19 protein-coding genes and 1 tRNA gene are annotated in these 20060 nt (G+C 31.7%); 5 read left to right on the forward strand and 15 right to left on the reverse strand.

Annotated elements, in window-relative coordinates:
* Positions 1–104: 104 nt before the first annotated feature.
* The 5 genes from N4T77_RS06740 to N4T77_RS06760 form a co-directional block, all read right to left on the reverse strand.
* Positions 105–180, reverse strand: a tRNA-Pro gene (locus N4T77_RS06740).
* Between the two features lie 131 nt (positions 181–311).
* Positions 312–782: a metallophosphoesterase gene (locus N4T77_RS06745; RefSeq protein ID WP_261670994.1), complete on the reverse strand. Its 471-nt coding sequence runs from the start codon at positions 780–782 to the stop codon at positions 312–314.
* A 3-nt stretch (positions 783–785) separates the two neighbouring features.
* The gene (locus N4T77_RS06750) at positions 786–1391 is read right to left on the reverse strand and encodes an XTP/dITP diphosphatase (protein ID WP_261670995.1); all 606 of its coding nucleotides are present in this window, start codon (positions 1389–1391) and stop codon (positions 786–788) included.
* Entirely contained in the window at positions 1388–2137 is a 750-nt protein-coding gene (rph, locus tag N4T77_RS06755) for a ribonuclease PH (protein ID WP_261670996.1), read from the reverse strand. Before rph ends, N4T77_RS06750 begins: the two co-directional genes overlap by 4 nt.
* Positions 2138–2229: 92 nt before the next feature.
* Positions 2230–3222: an AIR synthase family protein gene (locus N4T77_RS06760; RefSeq protein WP_261670997.1), complete on the reverse strand. Its 993-nt coding sequence runs from the start codon at positions 3220–3222 to the stop codon at positions 2230–2232.
* A gap of 95 nt (positions 3223–3317) precedes the next feature.
* Between N4T77_RS06760 and N4T77_RS06765 the strand changes: the two genes are divergently transcribed.
* Both N4T77_RS06765 and N4T77_RS06770 read left to right on the forward strand, forming a co-directional pair.
* Entirely contained in the window at positions 3318–4754 is a 1437-nt protein-coding gene (locus N4T77_RS06765; RefSeq protein WP_261670998.1) for a hypothetical protein, read from the forward strand.
* 93 nt (positions 4755–4847) lie between these two features.
* Positions 4848–5006 carry a hydroxymyristoyl-ACP dehydratase gene (locus N4T77_RS06770; RefSeq protein ID WP_261670999.1) on the forward strand — a complete coding sequence of 53 codons (159 nt, stop codon included), beginning with the start codon at positions 4848–4850 and terminating at the stop codon, positions 5004–5006.
* A 22-nt stretch (positions 5007–5028) separates the two neighbouring features.
* Here the strand turns inward: N4T77_RS06770 and N4T77_RS06775 are convergent, their stop codons facing one another.
* Positions 5029–6630, reverse strand: a complete 1602-nt coding sequence (locus N4T77_RS06775; RefSeq protein WP_261671000.1) for a peptide ABC transporter substrate-binding protein — start codon at positions 6628–6630, stop codon at positions 5029–5031.
* Positions 6631–6755: 125 nt separating this feature from the next.
* Positions 6756–7202 (reverse strand): hypothetical protein, encoded by a 447-nt coding sequence (locus N4T77_RS06780; protein WP_261671001.1) that lies wholly within the window; start codon positions 7200–7202, stop codon positions 6756–6758.
* A 208-nt stretch (positions 7203–7410) separates the two neighbouring features.
* Here N4T77_RS06780 and N4T77_RS06785 point away from each other — a divergent pair, with 208 nt between their 5' ends.
* Positions 7411–7608 (forward strand): hypothetical protein, encoded by a 198-nt coding sequence (locus N4T77_RS06785; RefSeq protein ID WP_261671002.1) that lies wholly within the window; start codon positions 7411–7413, stop codon positions 7606–7608.
* Positions 7609–7762: 154 nt separating this feature from the next.
* On the opposite strand, the gene N4T77_RS06790 is transcribed toward N4T77_RS06785, so the two are convergent.
* From N4T77_RS06790 to N4T77_RS06820, 7 genes are all read right to left on the reverse strand, one after another.
* Positions 7763–8032, reverse strand: a complete 270-nt coding sequence (locus N4T77_RS06790; RefSeq protein WP_261671003.1) for a hypothetical protein — start codon at positions 8030–8032, stop codon at positions 7763–7765.
* 113 nt (positions 8033–8145) lie between these two features.
* A complete protein-coding gene (gene ligA / locus N4T77_RS06795; protein ID WP_261671004.1) occupies positions 8146–10158 on the reverse strand; it encodes an NAD-dependent DNA ligase LigA in 2013 nt (670 codons plus the stop codon).
* An 11-nt stretch (positions 10159–10169) separates the two neighbouring features.
* Positions 10170–12452 (reverse strand): DNA helicase PcrA, encoded by a 2283-nt coding sequence (pcrA, locus tag N4T77_RS06800; protein ID WP_261671005.1) that lies wholly within the window; start codon positions 12450–12452, stop codon positions 10170–10172.
* Between the two features lie 191 nt (positions 12453–12643).
* Positions 12644–12946 carry a YerC/YecD family TrpR-related protein gene (locus N4T77_RS06805; RefSeq protein WP_261671006.1) on the reverse strand — a complete coding sequence of 101 codons (303 nt, stop codon included), beginning with the start codon at positions 12944–12946 and terminating at the stop codon, positions 12644–12646.
* 382 nt (positions 12947–13328) lie between these two features.
* Complete coding sequence (locus N4T77_RS06810; RefSeq protein ID WP_261671007.1) at positions 13329–14045, reverse strand: pseudouridine synthase; 717 nt, start codon at positions 14043–14045, stop codon at positions 13329–13331.
* Between the two features lie 84 nt (positions 14046–14129).
* Positions 14130–14786 (reverse strand): lytic transglycosylase domain-containing protein, encoded by a 657-nt coding sequence (locus tag N4T77_RS06815; RefSeq protein WP_261671008.1) that lies wholly within the window; start codon positions 14784–14786, stop codon positions 14130–14132.
* A 111-nt stretch (positions 14787–14897) separates the two neighbouring features.
* Positions 14898–16901 (reverse strand): triple tyrosine motif-containing protein, encoded by a 2004-nt coding sequence (locus N4T77_RS06820; protein WP_261671009.1) that lies wholly within the window; start codon positions 16899–16901, stop codon positions 14898–14900.
* A 157-nt stretch (positions 16902–17058) separates the two neighbouring features.
* Here N4T77_RS06820 and pulA point away from each other — a divergent pair, with 157 nt between their 5' ends.
* Together pulA and N4T77_RS06830 are read left to right on the forward strand one after the other, a co-directional pair.
* Positions 17059–19164 carry a type I pullulanase gene (pulA, locus tag N4T77_RS06825; protein WP_261671010.1) on the forward strand — a complete coding sequence of 702 codons (2106 nt, stop codon included), beginning with the start codon at positions 17059–17061 and terminating at the stop codon, positions 19162–19164.
* Positions 19165–19272: 108 nt separating this feature from the next.
* Positions 19273–19455 (forward strand): hypothetical protein, encoded by a 183-nt coding sequence (locus tag N4T77_RS06830; RefSeq protein WP_261671011.1) that lies wholly within the window; start codon positions 19273–19275, stop codon positions 19453–19455.
* 53 nt (positions 19456–19508) lie between these two features.
* On the opposite strand, the gene N4T77_RS06835 is transcribed toward N4T77_RS06830, so the two are convergent.
* On the reverse strand, positions 19509–19964 hold the full coding sequence (locus N4T77_RS06835) for a YaiI/YqxD family protein (protein WP_261671012.1): 456 nt from the start codon (positions 19962–19964) through the stop codon (positions 19509–19511).
* Positions 19965–20060: the final 96 nt, after the last annotated feature.

Consider the following 20060-nt stretch of genomic DNA (forward strand, 5'->3'; position numbering starts at 1 on the left):
ATTTTCAATTGACAATCCCTTAAATTTAAGCTTCCAACTCACTATTAAATGCTCTGCTGTCAACCTGATTTCATTTATCGAATTACCAACCGAATTATAAATTATGGTCGGGGTGACAGGGATTGAACCTGCGACCTCATGGTCCCAAACCACGCGCGCTCCCATCTGCGCCACACCCCGGCATTCAGGAATTTTCCTGAATTCGTTTCGTCGTTGTTGTTAACTCCTGACGACATAGATTATTCTACACGATATATTTATATTCGTCAACACTTATTTTAAATTTTTTTGTATTTTTTTATTTTTTTGTTCTAAATGCCTTTAATGCTTGGATTAATTTTGCCCTCTGTTATTTTAACAGTAGCTACACTGTTGAAGCCATCTCTTGATAAAGCTGGACTCCCAGGGTTCACAAACCATACTCCATTTTCATAAGCTATTTTTGATACATGTGTATGTCCAAAAAGTACTATATCCGCTTCTAACTCTAAGGCTTTATATTTTAGTCTAGATAGGTCGTATTTAACATCATACCTATGACCATGGGTTATAAATACTCTTTTGCCTTCTATAACCTCTAGCCTTTCACCCGGTACATCTACTGAAAAATCACAGTTTCCTTTAACGTTTATAATTGGCCCCTTATAATATTTAGCTATTTCATTAATATCCTGAACGTTATCTCCTAAGTGTATAATGATATCTGAGTCTTCCAGCTTTTTTACGGCACTTTCGATAACCCAGGTATATCTATGTGTATCACTTATTACTCCAATTAACAACTATTACCCCTCCATCATTAGTTCTTTCATTCTTCCTTCTAGCTTCTTTAATGCTTTTGCCCTGTGGCTAATGGAGTTCTTTAGTACAGCATCCATTTCTGCAAAGGTGACTTTATGTTCAGGTACATAAAATAGCGGATCATATCCAAATCCGTTTTCTCCTTTTTCTTCTTCTAAAATTATTCCTTCTACTTCTCCTTGAACCTTAATTACATTGTTAGAATCTATTATCAATACTATTGCACAAACAAACTTTCCTTTTCTCTCCTCTGTTTTTTTTCCTTGTAATAAGCCTATTAGTTTTTCGTTGTTCTTTTTATCATTTCCGTGTTCCCCTGCAAATCTAGCTGAATAAACTCCTGGTGCCCCTCCTAGGCAATCTACCATTAGTCCAGAATCATCTGCTAATACCATAGCATTATCAACCATCTTATAGATTTCATTAGCTTTAATGTAGGCGTTTTCTATAAAAGTCTCACCATTTTCTTCTACGTCAACATTTATTCCTGCCTCTTTTAAAGAAACTATCTCTATAGGGTATTTAGAAAGAATCTCCTTAATCTCTTTTATCTTTTTTACATTATTGCTTGCTACAATTAATTTCTTCATTTTCTTTCACCTGTTCCTATCCATAATGAATCCATTTTTAAACTTTCCTTCTGAACCTGAATCATATGCTTAGCACCCTTTTCTGCTAAGTTCAATAAATCATTTAAATCAGCTCTTGAAAATGGACTCTGCTCACCAGTGCCTTGAACTTCTATAAACTCACCAGCACTTGTCATAACTACATTCATATCCACTTTTGCACGAGAATCTTCCTCATAGCATAAATCTAACATCTTTATATTATCTACAATTCCTACGCTTACTGCACTTACAAAATCCCTGATTGGATATACTGTAAATGGGGTTTGTTTGTGAAGTTTGTTAACAGCATCTACTAATGCCACGAATGCACCTGAAATGGATGCAGTTCTTGTACCTCCATCTGCTTGTATTACATCACAATCTATCCAGATAGTTTTTTCTCCGATTGCTTTTAGATCAACTATAGATCTTAGAGCTCTCCCTATGAGCCTTTGTATTTCCATTGTTCTGCCGTCTACTTTTCCTTTAGTTGAATCTCTAACTTTTCTAACCTGAGTTGCTCTAGGTATCATATTGTATTCACAAGTTATCCAGCCCTCTCCCTTGCCTTTTAGAAAAGGAGGAACTTTATCCTCTATTGAAGCTGTGCATATTACTTTTGTGTCTCCAGTCTCTATTAAAACTGATCCTTCTGCATATTTTGTATAGTTTCTTGTTATTTTTATATGCCTTGTTTGATCATTTTTTCTACTACCAATTCTCATTTTTTACCTCCAAAATAAACATAATAGTTCGTTACTTTCCACCTAATTATTATACAATATCTAGATAATATTGTGCATCTAATTTAAAATAATCACTCTACCTTTTCCTCTAATACGAATAACTCATCCCTCTCTGGTGGAATCACTACCTCTTCCACACCACTAGTATTTACTAAAACACCTTTTCCTTTAGTAATTTTACCGATTATTGAAGCTTTGATACCTTCTTCCTGTAATAACTTTACTAACTTACTGCCATCTCTAGTGGTTATCAACATACTTCCAGATGATATAAGTCTTAGTGGGTCTATAGAGTATTTATCACATATCTTTGAGGTTATACTGCTTATTGGCATCTTATCTCTATAAACCTTAAAGCCTAGATTACTAGCCTCTGCAACTTCCCATAAAGCTCCTAAGACTCCCCCTTCTGTTATATCATGCATAGAGTTAACCCCTAGCTTTCCTGCAACGATTCCCTCTTTTACTACACTTATGTATTTAACATATTCCTTTGCTTCAGTTATCTCCTCTTCTGTAAGGATATCCTTAATACTATTTTCGTAATCATTTACTATTATACTTGTGCCCTCAAGACATAGTAATTTTGTAACTACTATATCATCTCCCTCATTTGCACCTGATGTAGCTACAGCTCTATTTTTTTCACCTTTTCCAATAACAGTACAAGATATAATCATTTTATTAACAGCCTTAGTAATTTCAGTATGACCACCTAATATCTCAATATTAAGCTTTACCGTCTCCTCTTTGATTTCATTCATAACCTTTTTTATATCTTCTATTGATGTATTTTCTGGTGCTAGTATAGTCACTAATATTCCTAAAGGTTCAATTCCACTAGATGCTATATCATTACAATTTATATGTACTGCCAACCGTCCAGCATTGGTTTCTGCGCCTGTTATAGGGTCAGTAGAAAGAACACAGTCATAATCTCCAAAACTCACCACACTGCAGTCCTCTCCTATTCCACTTCTAATTCTTACATCCTCCCTTCTAACCTGTCTGCTATCTTCTATTATACTCTTTAAATCATCCCAGTTTAATTTTCCAGCTTTCATAAAATTCTCTCCTTCTCACTAAAATAAACTAGCACTATTTTATAACCTACTTCATATTATTTATATAAGGATTAATTTATGGTAGGTGTATGTTTTTGAAATATATAGGACCTTTTCTAAGAATCAATAAATTAAAAAAAGAAAATATTGAGGAACAGCTTTTTTACCTAGCAAAAGAATCTCTAAATCAAATTGTACTTTACTCCAAATGTGGAGTGTGCACTTCTCTTAAGGATCTTAAGATAAAAAAGATATCCAACTTTGATATTAACACATTTAAAGATCTTTCTCCACTTCTATGCATATACAAAAAAGCAAGTCCAAAACTACTAAACGTCGATGACAAGCTTTGTTGGAATGAAGATAAATTTAAGAGAGAAGTAAACATAGATAGTAACTCCTACATGACATTATGTCTTTTAGAACTTTGTAGTTATTATGATAGTTTTAAAAACATAGATACAAATAAATGTAACCTAGGAAAAATATACAGATCAGTTTGCAAAAGCCAATTAGAGTTTTATGCCACATATTTGAGAAACGACGAGGGAGTATTTATTGACAAAGGAATCCAAAATAATATATACGATGAGGAGTTAAAGTTTGAGGAAAAAAACAAGAAATTCAGCTTTGCATCTCAAGCATTGCTTATGGCTGCATATTACAAATGTGCTCTACTAGTAGATGATGATAAAGAGAGCTATATGAACTTTTCCATAGATATATTAAACATGCTCATTCAGTATAAAGAAGATCTATATGAACTAAGTTCAGAAGAGCTGGTAAAGCTGTGCTTTGCATTAAATCTTTTCTACAAGTATTCAGAAAATGAAGCTTGTAAGCTTTTACTACTAGATTTGTCAGAACTCTTATGTGAAGAGAATTTATATGAAAGTCATATTATTTCAGCAGAAAAAGTGGATCTATCCTCAATGAAGTATATGAACTATATTTTGTTTTACAGGAACACAGGTATCATAAAATTTAAAGATAAAGCTGAAGCATTATATAAAAAGCTTCTAACTTTGTATGACCCTGAAAAAGGAATATTTATTAAAGAAACTGAGGATAAGGATATCAATTTTTCTTGTTTAGAAATTATGTCATATCTTTTAACTTGTCTAATCCATTCACATATAGCTGATGATAAAAACAAAAGTGAATCTATAGCTACTGATATTTTTAAACGTCAAGTTTTAGATTCGGGACTTGTGCTAAGCTGGCCTGAAGCTCCTAGTTTAAATGATGTTGAACGGTACAGAAACTTTTCTCTAAGACCTGAAGATTTAGTAGAGGAGCAGAATTTCAGAATGCCGTCAATACCAACTCCTGAAAGCTGTGAACTTGCTCCTGTATTTGCAAAACATGTTACCTATAACAAGAAGAAAGAAATTTTTAAAAATCCAAAGTCCTCCTTTGATGCAAATAAAAACTTATTAATATTTTTCTTAATTATAAGCTTTTTTAAACCAGAATGTATTCAAAGGTCAAATGATATAGATGAGGAGGAATGTAAAGATAAACCAAAATAAACCTTCCTGTTTCTGCACATAATAATATAACCATCTCACATCAACTATACAACTAATGAAAAATCACCGGATTTATAAGGAGGTATGTACATTATGATGAACATAAACTGTTCTGAGAACTGCATACACGAAAAAAACGGTAAGTGTAATCTGAATCATGTAACGCCCCTTTCAAGTATTATCAATACAGAAATTGATTGTGCTTATTTTACTCCAAAGCACTCTATAAAAAAAGCTCCCTCTTCAAAATAAGAGGGACTTTTTATTCTCCTACTTAAGCTTCAACTTTGATGTATACTTTATCCAGCTTTATGTTTCCCCTTTTATTTGTATATATACCGTCAATATTATTCTTTTTACATATTACACTATTAGTAAAATATAGTGGCACTATAGGCATGTCATCCATTAAAATATTTTCCGCTTCTCTTAGATCCTGAACTTTTTTAACCATATCCTTTTCTCTTTTGGCCCTTTCCACCCTTGTATCAAATTCAGCATTTTTATATCCAAATAAATTCATTTCTGATTCTGAAGTATATCTTTCTAGAAAGGATAGTGGATAGTCATAACTGCTTTCATAATTAACTTTAGCTATGTCGTAATCATTTTCTCTTATCACTTGAGAAAATTCCTCTAAACTATAGCCTTTACACTGTACTTTTAGTTTTAGATTCTCTCTTAACTGTTTAGCTATAGTGTCACAGATCTTTTTATTTTCCACTGAATCTAAGTATATTAACTTCAACTCTTCTTTGTTATTTTCATATTTACTTTTACTTATTAGGTCTAAAGCCTTAGCTTTTTCTGGTTCTACCGTAAAAATTTCTTTATTTAAATATTGACCATTCATTCCATCACTAACATTAGGTGGAATATAAGCAGTAGCAGGTTTAACTGTGTCATTTAATGCTTCTTTTGATATTTCTTTTCTGCTTACGGCTGCAGAAATGGATTTTCTGAGATTGGAATCCTGGATAACTCCTTCTTTTCTCAGATTAAAAACCAAGGTTCCTATACCATAGAATGGTATTTTACTTATCCTTCCAGAGGCTGAAAGATTACTTAATTCGCTTATAGGAGGATTGGTGAATATATCAATTTTACTGCTTTCAAAAGCAGCCAGTGAAGCTTCACTACTGTCAATAAATGTAACCATAATATCCTCACTCTTTACTGAACTATTATTCCAGTATTCTTCATTCTTTTTTAACCTTGCATCTCCGTTATCTAAGATATTATCAATTTTATAACAGCCTGAATATAGTATGTTCTTATAATTTTTCTTCCAACTCACTAAGTCTTCATTTATCTTTCTAAGAGAATATATAGGTTCTGCTAGTATGTTTAAAAAATAGTTACAGGGATAATTTAGTCTTATTTCAAGAGTCTTTTCATCTAGTGCACGAACAGCAACATTGCTAAAGTCACCCTTGCCTTTTTTATAATCCTCTGCACCAAATATACAGTAGAGTTGCTTTGCATATACGTTATCTCTGTCTTTGTTTAGCACTTGAGAAAAGAAGGTTACAAAATCTTCAGCAGTAATATCTTCCCCATTATTCCAAGTTGCAGTCTTCCTAATTTTAAAGGTATAACAGGTTTCATCTTTATTTAAACTCCAGCTTTCCGCTATAGCAGGTTTTATTTTCCCTTTTTCATCAGAAGTGACTAACCCTTCAAAAAGATTGATTAGCAAATCTTGTTGTCTAAAATCGTGATTATTAAGCATAATTAGGTCCTCTGGTGATTTTCCAATATTATAAACAACATAGTTTCTAGTGCCTTCACTTTTTGTTCCTTGCACACTTTTTTCTACGCACCCATTAAATAATAGATTACTTAGAATTAATATATAACAAATAAGTTTTCTCATAATGCCTCCCTTATCTACCTATTTATTTAGTTATCTAAATTATTAACATATAAGGTATAAAATAAACAATTAGTAAAAAAAATCGGCAATTAACAATTGGTTATTGTTAATTGCCGTCTTTTTATTTATTGAGGTAAATACTCTAAAAAACTTAATTTGTTAAACTTTAACTGTCTTTTAATAAGTTTTATGCCATCTACCTTTTTTACTCTTTTACTAAATATACCCTTTTCATCTTTATTTATATTTTCCTCAAATACTCCTGTAGTGATATATATTCCTCTTTCAACTTTGCATATATCTAAGCGATTCAAAAATTCTCTATAATCTCTTAATAATACCCTATCCTTCTTATGATATTTGAATAATATAGTTCTTTCTATCCCTATAAGTTTTATAATTAATAAATTTGATGTCTTCAAGAATATTTCGTATTGTATATTATAATTCCAACAATCTTTTGTTATATCTTCTGTTATAGAATCTATATTTATTTTCTTTAATTTTAACTTTCTTCTATAGAGTTCATCCTGCCTAATCCTTAGATATGCTTTTTCTACTATACCACCCATCAAGCCCCCTCCTGAAAAATACTTACGTTATTTCATTATATGAGAGGATATTAAATTTTGATACAAATTACTGAATGAACTTTTATTGTCAAACTTATGTTTAGACTTTGATTTTTATGGTATAATATTTACGTATCTCAAAAACTTACACAAAATTCAAGATACTGCCACAAAAGTAAATTATTAAAGGTTATACGGAGGAGTTAGAATGATACTTGCCATAGAAATATTAGGTATACTTACTATGTGTACCATAATGTTTGTTTTAATATGGGGTTTTATACTTCTTAATCAAATATTAAACCAATTAAGATATAAGAATTATCTAATGGAAAAGCTTACCCAGCATATATATACTTTGGCACAAAAAGAAGAAGAGTTATCTGCAAACAACAATGCTGAGTAATCGCTATAGCTTTCTTATTTATAATAACTACATACTTGTGTTTCAATAGTAAATAATACACCCGGCTATGTTAAAAACAACATAACCGGGTGTATTTAAAAGGATTAAATTAATAACAAATCCACTTCAATCTCATCAAAGTAACAAACTTTCACTAGTATACCTTCATAAATATAAAAAATATGGTTCCAAAAGCTATTACCATACATGCTATAGGGTACAGCTTACTTCTAAGAGTATTATTTATTTCAAACATCTTGATAGACCAAAAAATCATCGTAAAAAATATACACCATTGTAATGTATAATAACTATCAAAATACTTTACATACATAAATTGATATGTAGTCAGAAGTGTTAATATTAGTGTAAGGATGGTAAAAGATACCCCTATCCATCCTAAGAAATTTATAGCCCTTCTCATTTTTCTCCTCCACACTAAAGTGCCTCATTCTCTGCACAAATCAGATCACTCTTATAATAGTCTTTTTTTAGGTTTTTGTAAATACCACTTTTTACAAACGACTCTTATAGTTCTTACTTATTTTCCAGCAGCTCTTCAAACTCTTCTTCACTTATTATTTTTATTCCTAATTCTAATGCTTTATCGTATTTTGAGCCTGCTGCTTCTCCTGCTAAAAGATAGTCTGTTTTTTTGCTTACACTTCCTGAAACTTTAACTCCAAGAGATTCTAATTTTTCCTTTATGCTTGTTCTTGTATAGTTATTTAGGCTGCCTGTTACTACCATGGTCTTTCCATTAAAAGGAGTATCAACTACTGTAATATGCTCTTGCTGTTCAGGTCTTACTCCTAATTGTAAAAGTTCATTTATACTTTTTATTATCTTATCCTCTTTGAAGAATTCTATTATACTTTTTGCAACTATGTCTCCTATATCCTGTACTGAAATAAGCTCATCAAAGTTAGCACTTTGTATCTTTTCTAAGGCTTTAAATTTTTTAACCAAGTCTGTAGCTGTCTTTTTTCCAACGTTAGGTATTCCGAGAGCATATATAAAAGATGCTAGGTCACAAGTCTTGCTTTTTTCTATTGCATCTAAAAGATTTTGAGCCTTTTTATCACCAAACTTATCTAAAGTTAATAGTTCCTCTTTCTTTAACCTGTATAAATCTGCGATAGACTTTATCTCTAGTTTTTCAAATAACTGCTCTGCAGTTTTTTCACTAAAACCTGCTATATTCATAGCTTCTCTGCTTCCAAAGTGAACAATACTTTTTACCATTTGAGGTTTACATGATAAAGTGTTATCACAAAAATAATGAACTCCATCCTGTACCAAATCACTACCACAATAAGGACAATTTCCTGGCGGCTCAATTTCCTCACTGTTCTCTACAGTATCCTCTATTACACCTATTATTTCAGGAATTACATCATTAGAACGACGAACTAATACGTCACAACCAATTCTTACTCCCTTTCTATGTATATCATCCATATTATTCAATGTAGCTCTTTTTACAGTAACCCCTGCTAGCTCTACTGGTTCTAGAATAGCTGTAGGTGTAACCCTTCCACTTCGTCCCACATTCCATTCCACCTCTAGAAGTTTTGTGGCTGCTTCCTCAGCTTCAAATTTATAGGCTATAGCCCACTTTGGGAACTTTACGGTATAGCCTAGTACCTCTCTAGTTCTTATGTCGTCAATTACAACTACTATTCCATCTATGTCATAATCTAAGTCTTTTCTAATACTGTCAGCAGATTTTAACTCCTCTTCTACTTCTTCTATACTATTACATACCTTAATATAATCATCTTGAGGAAAACCCATTTTTTTAATGAATTCCATCATTTCAATATAGGTTTCAAATTCAGTTCCCTCATTATACCCTACGTCGTAGAAAAATGCTGATAAATTTCTTCTTGCAGTTTCTTTTACATTTAAGTTTCTTAGGGCACCTGCCGCACCGTTTCTCAAATTTTTAAGAGGAGTATCTGCAATCTTATTGTAATTTTCGAAAGCAGTCTGTGTCATTATTGCCTCACCATGCACTTCAATAACATGATTATTATCTATTCTTAGGGGCACAGATTTAATTGTTTTTACCTGAGCTGTTATGTCTTCTCCAGTTATCCCCGTGCCTCTAGTAGCTGCTTTTATCAACAATCCATTTTCATCGTAAGTACAGTTTATGGTCAATCCGTCAAACTTTTTCGTTAGTACATATTTAAGTTCCGGAAGTTTATCCTCATGAGTTGAGTTATATTCTTCTATTGCTTTTTTATTTCTCTTGTGCCATTCCCTTATTCCTTCAAAGGTTTGTGATTTATCTAAACTCCAAAGCCTTCCTTTATGAGTGTATTTTTGAAACTCAGATAATATTACATCTCCAACCCTCTGTGTAGGGGAATAGCTTAATACTATTCCCGTATCCTTTTCTAGACGAACTAACTCGTCATATTTTTTATCATATTCTTTATCTGAAATAGTTGGATTATCTAATACATAATACTCATAGGAATGCCTGTTTAGTTCTTCCGCTAGTTCTTTAATTCTACTTAGTTTATCATTGTTATCTATCATAGGAAACCTCCTTATACTGCTTCTAAAGGTGCAACTCCATACATTAAATTTTTAATTCCCATTTTATCAAAGGCTATGGTAAGTCTTGTATTACTTCCATCTTTAGAAACACTTACAATGGTTCCTATTCCAAATTTACTATGTCTTACCTTAGCTCCTGCTTTAACATCTTCAGGCTTTAAATCATTAGCACTTTTTTGACTGTTAACAGCATCTGCTGCGGTATAAGCCATATTTGATACCTTAGGTGAAGAACTTTGTGAATTAAAGCTATTTCTACCTATGCTATCATTTATGCTTCTATTTACATTATTCGTTCTTGAGTTTACATTAGTATTTCCAAAACTACTAAAGCCTCTTCTTGAAGCTCCTTCCATCTCTTTTAAATCATTAGATATCTCATCTATAAAATCTGATTGAGAATAAGATACTGTTTTACCAAAAACTCTCCTGCTCTCTGCGGAAGTCATATACAATCTTTCCCTTGCTCTGGTTATTCCAACGTAACAAAGCCTTCTAGACTCCTCCATCTCATTGTAGTCATTTAAAGACTGTGTTCCAGGGAAAATACCATTTTCCATACCAACCATGAATACTATTGGAAACTCAAGTCCCTTTGCACTATGAACAGTCATCATTACAACAGTATTTGCATCTTCATCAAAATTATCTACATCTGAAACTAAAGTAACCTTTTCTAAAAATGCAGATAGCGACTTGTCCTCTGATGTGCTCTCAAACTCTACCGCTGCTGACACAAGTTCCTTTAAGTTTTCTATTCTACTTATAGCGTCTATCTCTTTTGATTCTTTGAGTTCTTTAAGATAACCTGTTGTATCTAAGATTTCTTTTATCAAGGCTGAAACAGATACTTGATCTCTAGTTCTTATAAAACTATTTACTAAACTTACAAACTTTTTAATTGAAGATATACTTCTTGCTGAGAGACTTAATACTTCTTCAATATCTAATAAAACGCTATACATACATTCATCCATAGAAGCTGCAAATTCTTGAACCTTTTGTACAGTGGCGTCTCCTATACTCCTCTTTGGAACATTTATTATTCTCCTTAAACTTACGTCATCAAGAGGATTATTTATAAATTTTAAATAAGCCATTATATCCTTTATTTCTTTTCTGTCATAGAACTTTAATCCTCCAATTATTCTATAAGGAATATTGGATTTCATAAACACATCTTCAAATACACGGGACTGTGCATTTGTTCTATAAAGTATGGCAAAATCCTTATAAGACTTATTTTCTTCTTCTCTAAATCTCTTAATTTGATTTGCTACATACATTCCCTCGTCAATATCAGAGTAGGCTCTATATATTTTGATTTTTTCACCGTTTTCATCTTCAGTTCTAAGTATTTTATTTTTTCTGTAGGTATTATTTTTTATAACCTCATTAGCAGCTTTTAATATGTTTGCCTTTGACCTATAATTTTGCTCTAACTTTATAACCTTTGCCTCTGGATAGTCCTTCTCAAATTCTAATATGTTTTTTATGTCAGCACCTCTCCAGGCATATATACATTGGTCATCGTCACCAACTACACATATGTTTTTCTGTTTGGCTGATAACAGTCTAACCAGCTCATACTGAGATTTATTAGTATCCTGATACTCATCTACCATTATGTACTGAAACTTTCTTTGATAAAACTCTAGTACATCCTCGTTCTTCTTGAAAAGTTCTACTGTTTTATAAATTAAATCATCAAAGTCTAAAGCATTATTATTTTTTAGCTTCTTTTGATATAAAAGATACATATCTGCAATTTTATTTAATCTAAAATTTTGTTCATTTTCTCTTTTAAACTGCTGTGGTGATACTAAGTTATCCTTTTGTTCACCAATCTTATTTATTATCTCTCTATCGGTTATATCTTTTTCATTTATATTTAATTCTTCCATGCACTGTTTTATAAGAACCTTCTGATCATAACTATCATATATGGCAAAATTCTTATTATACCCTAGCTTATCTATTTCCCTTCTTAGAATTCTTACACAACTTGAGTGAAAAGTAGAGACCCACATATGATCTACTTCGTTACCAACTAGACCTCTAATTCTTTCTCTCATTTCTCCTGCTGCCTTATTAGTAAAGGTTATAGCTAAAATTTTAGAAGGATATATATTTAAGTCTTCAATCATATGAGCTATTCTATATGTCAGTACTCTTGTCTTACCTGATCCTGCACCAGCCAAAATTAATAGCGGTCCGTTTACAGTTACAGCCGCTTCATACTGTTCTTTATTTAAAAGCTTCTTTAAATCCATAAGTACTCACTCCCTAGTTTTTTTACTGCTTTTATGTTTAATATTATAACATTTTACTAATGGTTTAATCATTAAAAAAACAAAAAATGTGCTGATTTACCCACTGGCTATCAATGGCATCAACACATATTTATGTATATAAATTACTATATTAATACAGTTCTCGTAAATGTATTTTCGTTATTTAATGTTTACTCTTTACTATCTATTCTTTCTAATACTATAGTATATCCATCACTACCATAATTTAAGCATCTGTTTACCCTACTTATAGTGGCAGTACTAGCTCCCGTAGCTGCTGCAATTTCAAGGTAGGTTTTCTTATCTCTCAGCATTTTTGCAACCTGAAGTCGCTGCTCCAATGCTTTTATTTCATTTATTGTACATATGTCATCGAAAAATCTATAGCACTCCTCTTTACTTTTTAAAGATAATATAGCTTCGCATAAAAAATCCATTGCTTCACTTTGTAACTTGGATTTATATTCGTCCATGAGCTCAACTCCTTATTTAATTATAGATATCTTAAGTATTGCCTTTTTCAATTCAATTCTATCACGTATTAAAGCATTAATCTATAACAATTACGATAATTTATCTGAATTGAATTAAATTTATTTTAAATACAAGTTAACTGTCAATAAGGATACATTATTAATTCTATTTTATGCAATAAAAAACAGCCCATTGGGGCATGGGCCGTTTACAATAAATAAAAAGGGGGCTATTTATTCCTTTTATTTATCCTTACAAAATAATTATATTAAAGGTTGTTTTAAATTTCAAGCTGTTTTGCAAATTTAATTGTAAAAAATATATTAATATGATTAAATTCAATTCATATTGTATTCATTTTTATATATTCTTATATTTAAACTAAACTTTTTTAAGAGTTTCGATTTCCTCTTGTGATAGCTCCCTATATTCTCCCTCTGCTAACTCTTCATCTAATCCAAGAGGACCAAACTTTATCCTTCTAAGGTAGATAACATTTTTGTCTCTGCTATTAAACATCCTCTTAACTTGGTGAAACTTTCCTTCCTGTATAGTTACATGAACTTTTGAACCATGTTCATCTGCTTGCAAAATTTCTAATTTAGCAGGCAGACACTCATAACCATCATCTAAAGTTATTCCTTCTTTAAAAGCTCTAATATCTTTTTCATCTACAGCCTTATCTATTTCTGCATAATAAACTTTATCTACGTGCCACTTAGGTGATAACAGTCTATGATTTAGCTCACCATCATTTGTAAGCAGTAATAATCCTACTGTATCTTTATCCAGTCTACCTACTGGAAAGGGTTTAAACACCTGATGTTCTGGTTCTAACAAATCTACCACTGTTTCGTCGTAGTTATCAAAGGTTGCAGAAACCACCCCATCTGGTTTGTTCATCATTAGATATATATGTTTTCTATAGTTAACTATTTCTCCAGATACTTTTATTTCACTGATTTCCGGGTCTATTTTCATACCACTATCACTAGCTGTTACATCATCAACCTCTACCATACCATCCTTTACAAGAGCTTTTACCTCTTTTCTTGTTCCATATCCAAGATTGGACAAAACCTTATCTAATCTATCCATGCCAAATCCTCCTAGCGCTTCTTATTCTATTATGTATTATAACCTTTAAATTGCAAAATAAAAACAGTCTAGTTAAAGACTGTTTTACTTTCCGTAATATTTCATGACTTTTTGTACATAATCTCTTGTTTCATAAGGAAGTCTGGAAATTCCGCTGGTATCTTTTACCCCTCTATTTTGCAGAGTTCCTGGACCTGCGTTATATGCTGCTAATGCTAATTCCTTAGAATTTCCGTACATATCCAATAAGCCCTTTAAATACTTAGTTCCTCCCTCTACATTCTGCTGAACATCATAGGCATTAGAAACCCCCAATGACCTTGCGGTACCAGGCATAAGTTGCATAAGCCCCATTGCTCCCGCATGAGATGTAGCTTTAGGATCAAAGCTTGATTCCTGTTTTATAACTGCCAATATAAGCTCTTTATCTACTCCATATTTTTTAGATGCTCTATTAACTGCTTCATCTATACTTATATTTCCGCTGCTAATATCACCCTTTACATCTTTATATAGAGAGTTTAGTCTTTGACCAGCTCCATAGCCTAACTTGCTAAGATCTTCTTCTCCTAGCCCAAAACTACTTAAATCTATATTTCCATCACTATCTGACATTGCTTTAGTTAAACTTTCCATAATAAGTGAAAAAGAATCCGAGTCTCCCGCAGCTTGCTTGAGAATTTGAGTCATCAATTGAAACTGCAAGAGCTGCTCCGCATTTTTATTATTATCTACTTTCATCGTTTCACCAACCTCTTTATTCTTTACACTTATATGTTATCGTATCTTTTTATTAAATACTTTATATGCAAAAACTGTATATAATTAAATGGTTATCTATTATTAATATTGTTATTCTACTAAAAAAGCAAATGTATCATAATCCTCATAGGAAACCTTACTCTGCTGACTTTTAGCAAGTACTAGTATTTTATATTCATCCTTACTAAATGGAATAAAGGTGTAGTAATTTTTTTTGCTGTAGTTTTGCACTAAATTCCAATCTCCTTTTTCCATAAGATAAAATTCATATACTACATCTTTTCCCCCTTCACTATGAACGGTGAAGGTTATAGACTCATTACATGAAAATTTAACTTTATCGCAGGTAACTTTAGTGTTGGTTACCGGAAAGGCTTCATGAACTTCTATTTTAACTTCTTTTTTACAATCGAAAGGCTTGTTACTTTTTACACTCTTAGCAAAAATCTCTACAGTATATATTCCATTACATTTAGGCGTGAATACATATCCTTTTTCTTTTACAAAGTCTGTTTCCTCTACTTTATGGTTATTTATTTTCAATACATAATTTACAAGTACCTCTTTTGAATTTTGTGTTATTACGTTAAGGTTTATTCTATCTCCTACAACATGATATTCTCCTAAGGAAAAAATAACATGATCTAGGCTTGCAGGAATATAATCTAACACTTCTATGCTTATCAATTCATGACAGTCATACTCCCTGTCAGAATATCTGTCCTTTACCATTATCTCTAGCTTATACTGCCCCTGTTCCTTAGGCATAAAATTCATCCAGTTACAAGTTCCATAATCTATTCTATCTAATTCTTCATTGTTCCTACTTACAATAAAAGAATATCTTAAATCAGTTCCTCCACTGGCATTGACAATTACCTGAATTTTTTCATTTACTAAAACTCTATCCTTCTTGTCAATTAATACGTCATTAATAGCCACTGGTTCCTCGCTTTGCTCATCAATTACAAAGTCAAAACACTCTTCTACCTCGTAATTTCCTTCAAAAGATTTGTCCTTTGCCCATAACTTTATTTTATATTCTCCAGAAACCTTACCTCTCCATATATAGGTATTACTTCTAATGTATCCAGAGTCCTCAGTGTACTCTCCTTCAACTATATATCTATATAAAAGTTCCTTTCCTCCAATAACATCTGCTTTTAATGTTATTGGAGTATCTACTAGCTGGGGAGAACTTAAATCACCAGTAAAACTTTTTATAATTAACTCTTTATATTTTTTTACCTTAAAATTTATCACTGCCCTTGTATCGAAACTGTTAGTAGAATACATATCTTTTGCTAAACACAAAAGCTTATAGTCGCCACTATTAGTTTCTACATAACTAACGACTTTCTTTGTAGAGTAATCCTGTACACATTTAACTTCTCCATTGGAACTTATCCTAAGAAATTTATATAATATATTTCTCCCCTCTTCATAAGAAGCCTCTACTTTAAAAATAAGCTCGGAATCTTCTACTAACTCTGAAGTTAAACACTTGAAGCTAATTATTTCGATTTCCTTTAAAGGAAGTACTTCAAATTCTACAATCTTGAAGTCATCACAGTTGCTCTCAGAATCAATATTTTTACATTCTACTAAAAGCTCTCCTTTTCCTTCAAACTTAGCCACCCAGGAGAGTGTATTATCTGCGGAATAATCTTTTATAATTTCCCAATCATCCTTAACTTTTAAGCAATATCTAAACATTAATGGTACTTTATCTGTATCTACAAACAAATTCAGCTTATCTCCTATCCTCAATTCGTACTGATCTAAGCTAACTGAATTTATAAGTTTTCCCTCACTCTTTCCTATTATATAGTCTACTCTAGATACGTAATCAAAGCTTTTGTCTCCATCTTTTCTCTTACCTTGTATCATTATTATATATTTCCCGTCTTCCTCTGGAATCCATTCTGCACTACTTTCCTCACTAAAATCCTTCAGTGTATCCCAAGTTCCATTACTGCCTATCATATACTTATATAGTAAATCTTCTTCTAAGTTGTTAATTATACTTATTGCTATTTTTGTATTCTTTTCTTGTGGACTCTCTAAATTACAACTTATAGTTAGTTCATTCATATCTACTACACATCCCCTGTTTATAATATCTCTAGATTACATTATACTATAGTTCCATATTTTGTAATAGGTTTTTATTAACATTTATATTACATTTTTATAATATAGTTATTATATAGTTTAAACTTTATATAGATTTTCACTGGAGGTTATTTTGATGATAATTTTTAATGCAGTTCTAAAAAACTTTAATAAAGTAAAAGTTTCTGTAGATGATTTTTCCCAGTTTAGATCTTATAAATTTGAAATTAAAAATGGAAATTCTAAATTATCTATAGAAAAGTACTCTGTAGTAGATAACAACGTAACTCTTTTGCTAAAAGAAGAAGTAAATATAAAAAGTGAATGTTATATAAGCCACGAAAATCTGCATAAAAAGATACTATTTCACCCCCTATTCTCCACAAAGGATTTTGATAACAGATTTTATCATGATTTAGCCTTAGGTGCTATTTATAACCATGAATATACAATATTTAGAATATGGTCTCCTGCTGCATCCAATATTAATCTACTTCTCTATAGTAATGGAGAACCCTCTATTGAAGAGGATAAGAAAGTGATAAATATGAAAGAAAGCAATGGACTTTGGTCTGTTTTAGTTAAGGGAGACTTGAATGGGTATTACTATAATTATGAAGTTGAAGTATACAATAAAGTAAACGAAGTAGTTGACCCCTATGCAAAATCAGTAAGTATCAATGGACTTAGGGGATTTATAGTGGATTTGTCAAAAACAAATCCCCATGGTTGGTACAAGGATACTAGTCCTAGTCTCGAAAATTATACAGACGCTATAATTTACGAAACTAGTATACGTGACATATCTATTCACCATGAAAGTAGGGTAAACCATAAAGGAAAATTTCTAGCACTTACAGAAGACTCTACATTCTCCAGCAATAATCTACCTACTTGTTTAGATCATATTAAAGACTTAGGCATAACCCACCTACAACTTATGCCAATCTTTGATTTTAGCTACATCAGTGTAGATGAAAAACAGCCTTATAAATATAATTGGGGCTATGATCCTCAAAACTATAACGTTCCTGAAGGAAGCTATTCTACCAATCCCTACGACCCTATATGCAGAATATATGAATTAAAGAAACTAATTTATCACCTACACCAGAATAATATAGCTGTAAATATGGATGTAGTATATAATCATGTTTTCGATGCTGCAAACAGTAACTTTGAAAAAATATTTCCTGAGTACTATCTTAGATATTCACAAAATGGAGCTCTCTCAAACGGAAGTGGCTGTGGAAACGATACTGCCTCTGAGCATTCCATGATGAGAAAGTTTATTATAGACTCCGTTCTCTACTGGTGCAAAGAATATCATATCGATGGCTTTAGATTTGATTTAATGGGATTACAGGATATAGATACAATGAACTCTCTACGTAAAAAACTTAGTGAATTCAAGAAAAATGTAATGATATATGGGGAAGGTTGGAACCTAAATACTTGTTTAGATGAAAGTGAAAAAGCTACCTATAACAATTCTAAAAAACTGCCTGGCATCGCATTTTTTAATGATAGAATAAGGGATTGCATAAAAGGAGATGTCTTTAATGCTGAAGAAAAAGGCTTTGCTACAGGGAAATCTCATAGTAATAAAGATCTTATTAAACTTATTTGCTGTGACTTTCTAGCTCCTTCTCAGTCGGTGAACTATATATCATGTCATGATAATCTTACATTGTGGGATAAGATAGATTCCAGTTGTAAATCTGAAAGCTTTGATACTAAAAAGAGAATGACAAAATTGTGTGCTGCAATTATTCTCACTTCCCCAGGTATTCCTTTTATATATTCTGGAGAGGAATTTTGCAGAACCAAATATGGAGAGCATAATAGTTATAATAAGCCTGATAATATAAACTGGGTAGATTGGGCTAGAAAGGCTGAATTTATAGACGTTTTTAATTATTATAAAAAACTCATAAGCATAAGAAATAACCATCCTGCCTTTAGAATTGACACTGTTGATAAAATTAAAAAACACCTGTTGATTCTGGATTATTATCCTGATAATACTATTGGTTTTATTTTAAAGGACTATGCTAACAATGATTCTTGGAAGGATATATTAGTTGTTTTTAATGCTAATAAAAAAGATGTAATTATTGATCTTCCTGAAGGAAGATGGTATGTGGCATTAAAAGACAATACAGATATAAAGAAAAAAATTTCATATGAGGATACTATAGTTATACCTAGAATTTCAACCTGCATATTGTTTAAAATGTAGCTGCTGAAGCATCCTCTATATTAACACTATTTTGTAAAAATATTCTCATTAGTACTAAGGATAAGAACATATGTCTTAGGAAAAAATACTTTTGAGGAGAGTGATAGTATGTCTCATAAAATAGATAGATATGATCCAGAATATCCATACAAAAAGGAAGGTATAGATACAGGATTTTCTATAGAAGGATACCCTATAATTGAAAGAACCTCTAATGGGTTACTTTATCCGGAAGGTCCTAGGAATACTGTGGATATGAATTCCGTCAAAGATTCTATTAGTACCTCTTAGGTTTGAGTTTTATACTAAAACCTAAATTAAACTGTACCCTAATAGTAATATCATTACTGATTAGGGTATAGTTCTTTAGCCTGATTTATTAGTTTCAATAGATTATAATAAAGTCTTTCATCATCTTCCTTATTTCGTTTTTTAGGATTCGAGGTTCTGCCGCCACCTTTCCTAACTTTCGCAGAAATATGTCTTTCAAATAAAAGTTTCTCAATATTATTGTCATCATAAATATACCCTTTAGGGCTTATAGCATAAGCTTTTTTACCAAGAACCATTGCTGCAACACCATAGTCCTGACTAACTACTATATCTCCTTTTTTAGCCTCGTTAGCTACAGCCATATCTACGCTTTGAAAACCCTTGTCCATATATTTTACTGTACTATAATTAGTAGTTATAATGTGGCTTATGTCACAAAACATAACAACCTCTAGACCATTTTCTTTGGCTGCTTTCTCTATTAAATCTTTACCTGGACAGGCATCTGCATCTACTAAAATTTTCATAGCCTACCTCCTTTTAATTTAATATGATTTTAGAAAAATAACTCGACCTATAGTAGCTATGGAATCGCTAACTGTAGGTCAAGGTTATCTTCTTCT

Source organism: Clostridium sp. CX1 (assembly GCF_025398335.1).
GTDB lineage: Bacteria > Bacillota > Clostridia > Clostridiales > Clostridiaceae > Clostridium_AM > Clostridium_AM tanneri.

Bases quoted from the DNA above. Each gene is read 5' to 3' on its own strand.
- pcrA (WP_261671005.1), bottom strand. From the start codon at position 12,452: ATGGATTTAAAGAAGCTTTTAAATAAAGAACAGTATGAAGCGGCTGTA.
- N4T77_RS06810 (WP_261671007.1), bottom strand. From the start codon at position 14,045: ATGGATAGATTAGATAAGGTTTTGTCCAATCTTGGATATGGAACAAGA.
- pulA (WP_261671010.1), top strand. From the start codon at position 17,059: ATGATAATTTTTAATGCAGTTCTAAAAAACTTTAATAAAGTAAAAGTT.
- N4T77_RS06790 (WP_261671003.1), bottom strand. From the start codon at position 8,032: ATGAGAAGGGCTATAAATTTCTTAGGATGGATAGGGGTATCTTTTACC.
- N4T77_RS06760 (WP_261670997.1), bottom strand. From the start codon at position 3,222: ATGAAAGCTGGAAAATTAAACTGGGATGATTTAAAGAGTATAATAGAA.
- N4T77_RS06830 (WP_261671011.1), top strand. From the start codon at position 19,273: ATGTCTCATAAAATAGATAGATATGATCCAGAATATCCATACAAAAAG.
- N4T77_RS06750 (WP_261670995.1), bottom strand. From the start codon at position 1,391: ATGAAGAAATTAATTGTAGCAAGCAATAATGTAAAAAAGATAAAAGAG.
- rph (WP_261670996.1), bottom strand. From the start codon at position 2,137: ATGAGAATTGGTAGTAGAAAAAATGATCAAACAAGGCATATAAAAATA.
- N4T77_RS06805 (WP_261671006.1), bottom strand. From the start codon at position 12,946: ATGGACGAATATAAATCCAAGTTACAAAGTGAAGCAATGGATTTTTTA.
- ligA (WP_261671004.1), bottom strand. From the start codon at position 10,158: ATGATAGATAACAATGATAAACTAAGTAGAATTAAAGAACTAGCGGAA.
- N4T77_RS06780 (WP_261671001.1), bottom strand. From the start codon at position 7,202: ATGGGTGGTATAGTAGAAAAAGCATATCTAAGGATTAGGCAGGATGAA.
- N4T77_RS06770 (WP_261670999.1), top strand. From the start codon at position 4,848: ATGATGAACATAAACTGTTCTGAGAACTGCATACACGAAAAAAACGGT.
- N4T77_RS06820 (WP_261671009.1), bottom strand. From the start codon at position 16,901: ATGAATGAACTAACTATAAGTTGTAATTTAGAGAGTCCACAAGAAAAG.
- N4T77_RS06775 (WP_261671000.1), bottom strand. From the start codon at position 6,630: ATGAGAAAACTTATTTGTTATATATTAATTCTAAGTAATCTATTATTT.
- N4T77_RS06785 (WP_261671002.1), top strand. From the start codon at position 7,411: ATGATACTTGCCATAGAAATATTAGGTATACTTACTATGTGTACCATA.
- N4T77_RS06815 (WP_261671008.1), bottom strand. From the start codon at position 14,786: ATGAAAGTAGATAATAATAAAAATGCGGAGCAGCTCTTGCAGTTTCAA.
- N4T77_RS06835 (WP_261671012.1), bottom strand. From the start codon at position 19,964: ATGAAAATTTTAGTAGATGCAGATGCCTGTCCAGGTAAAGATTTAATA.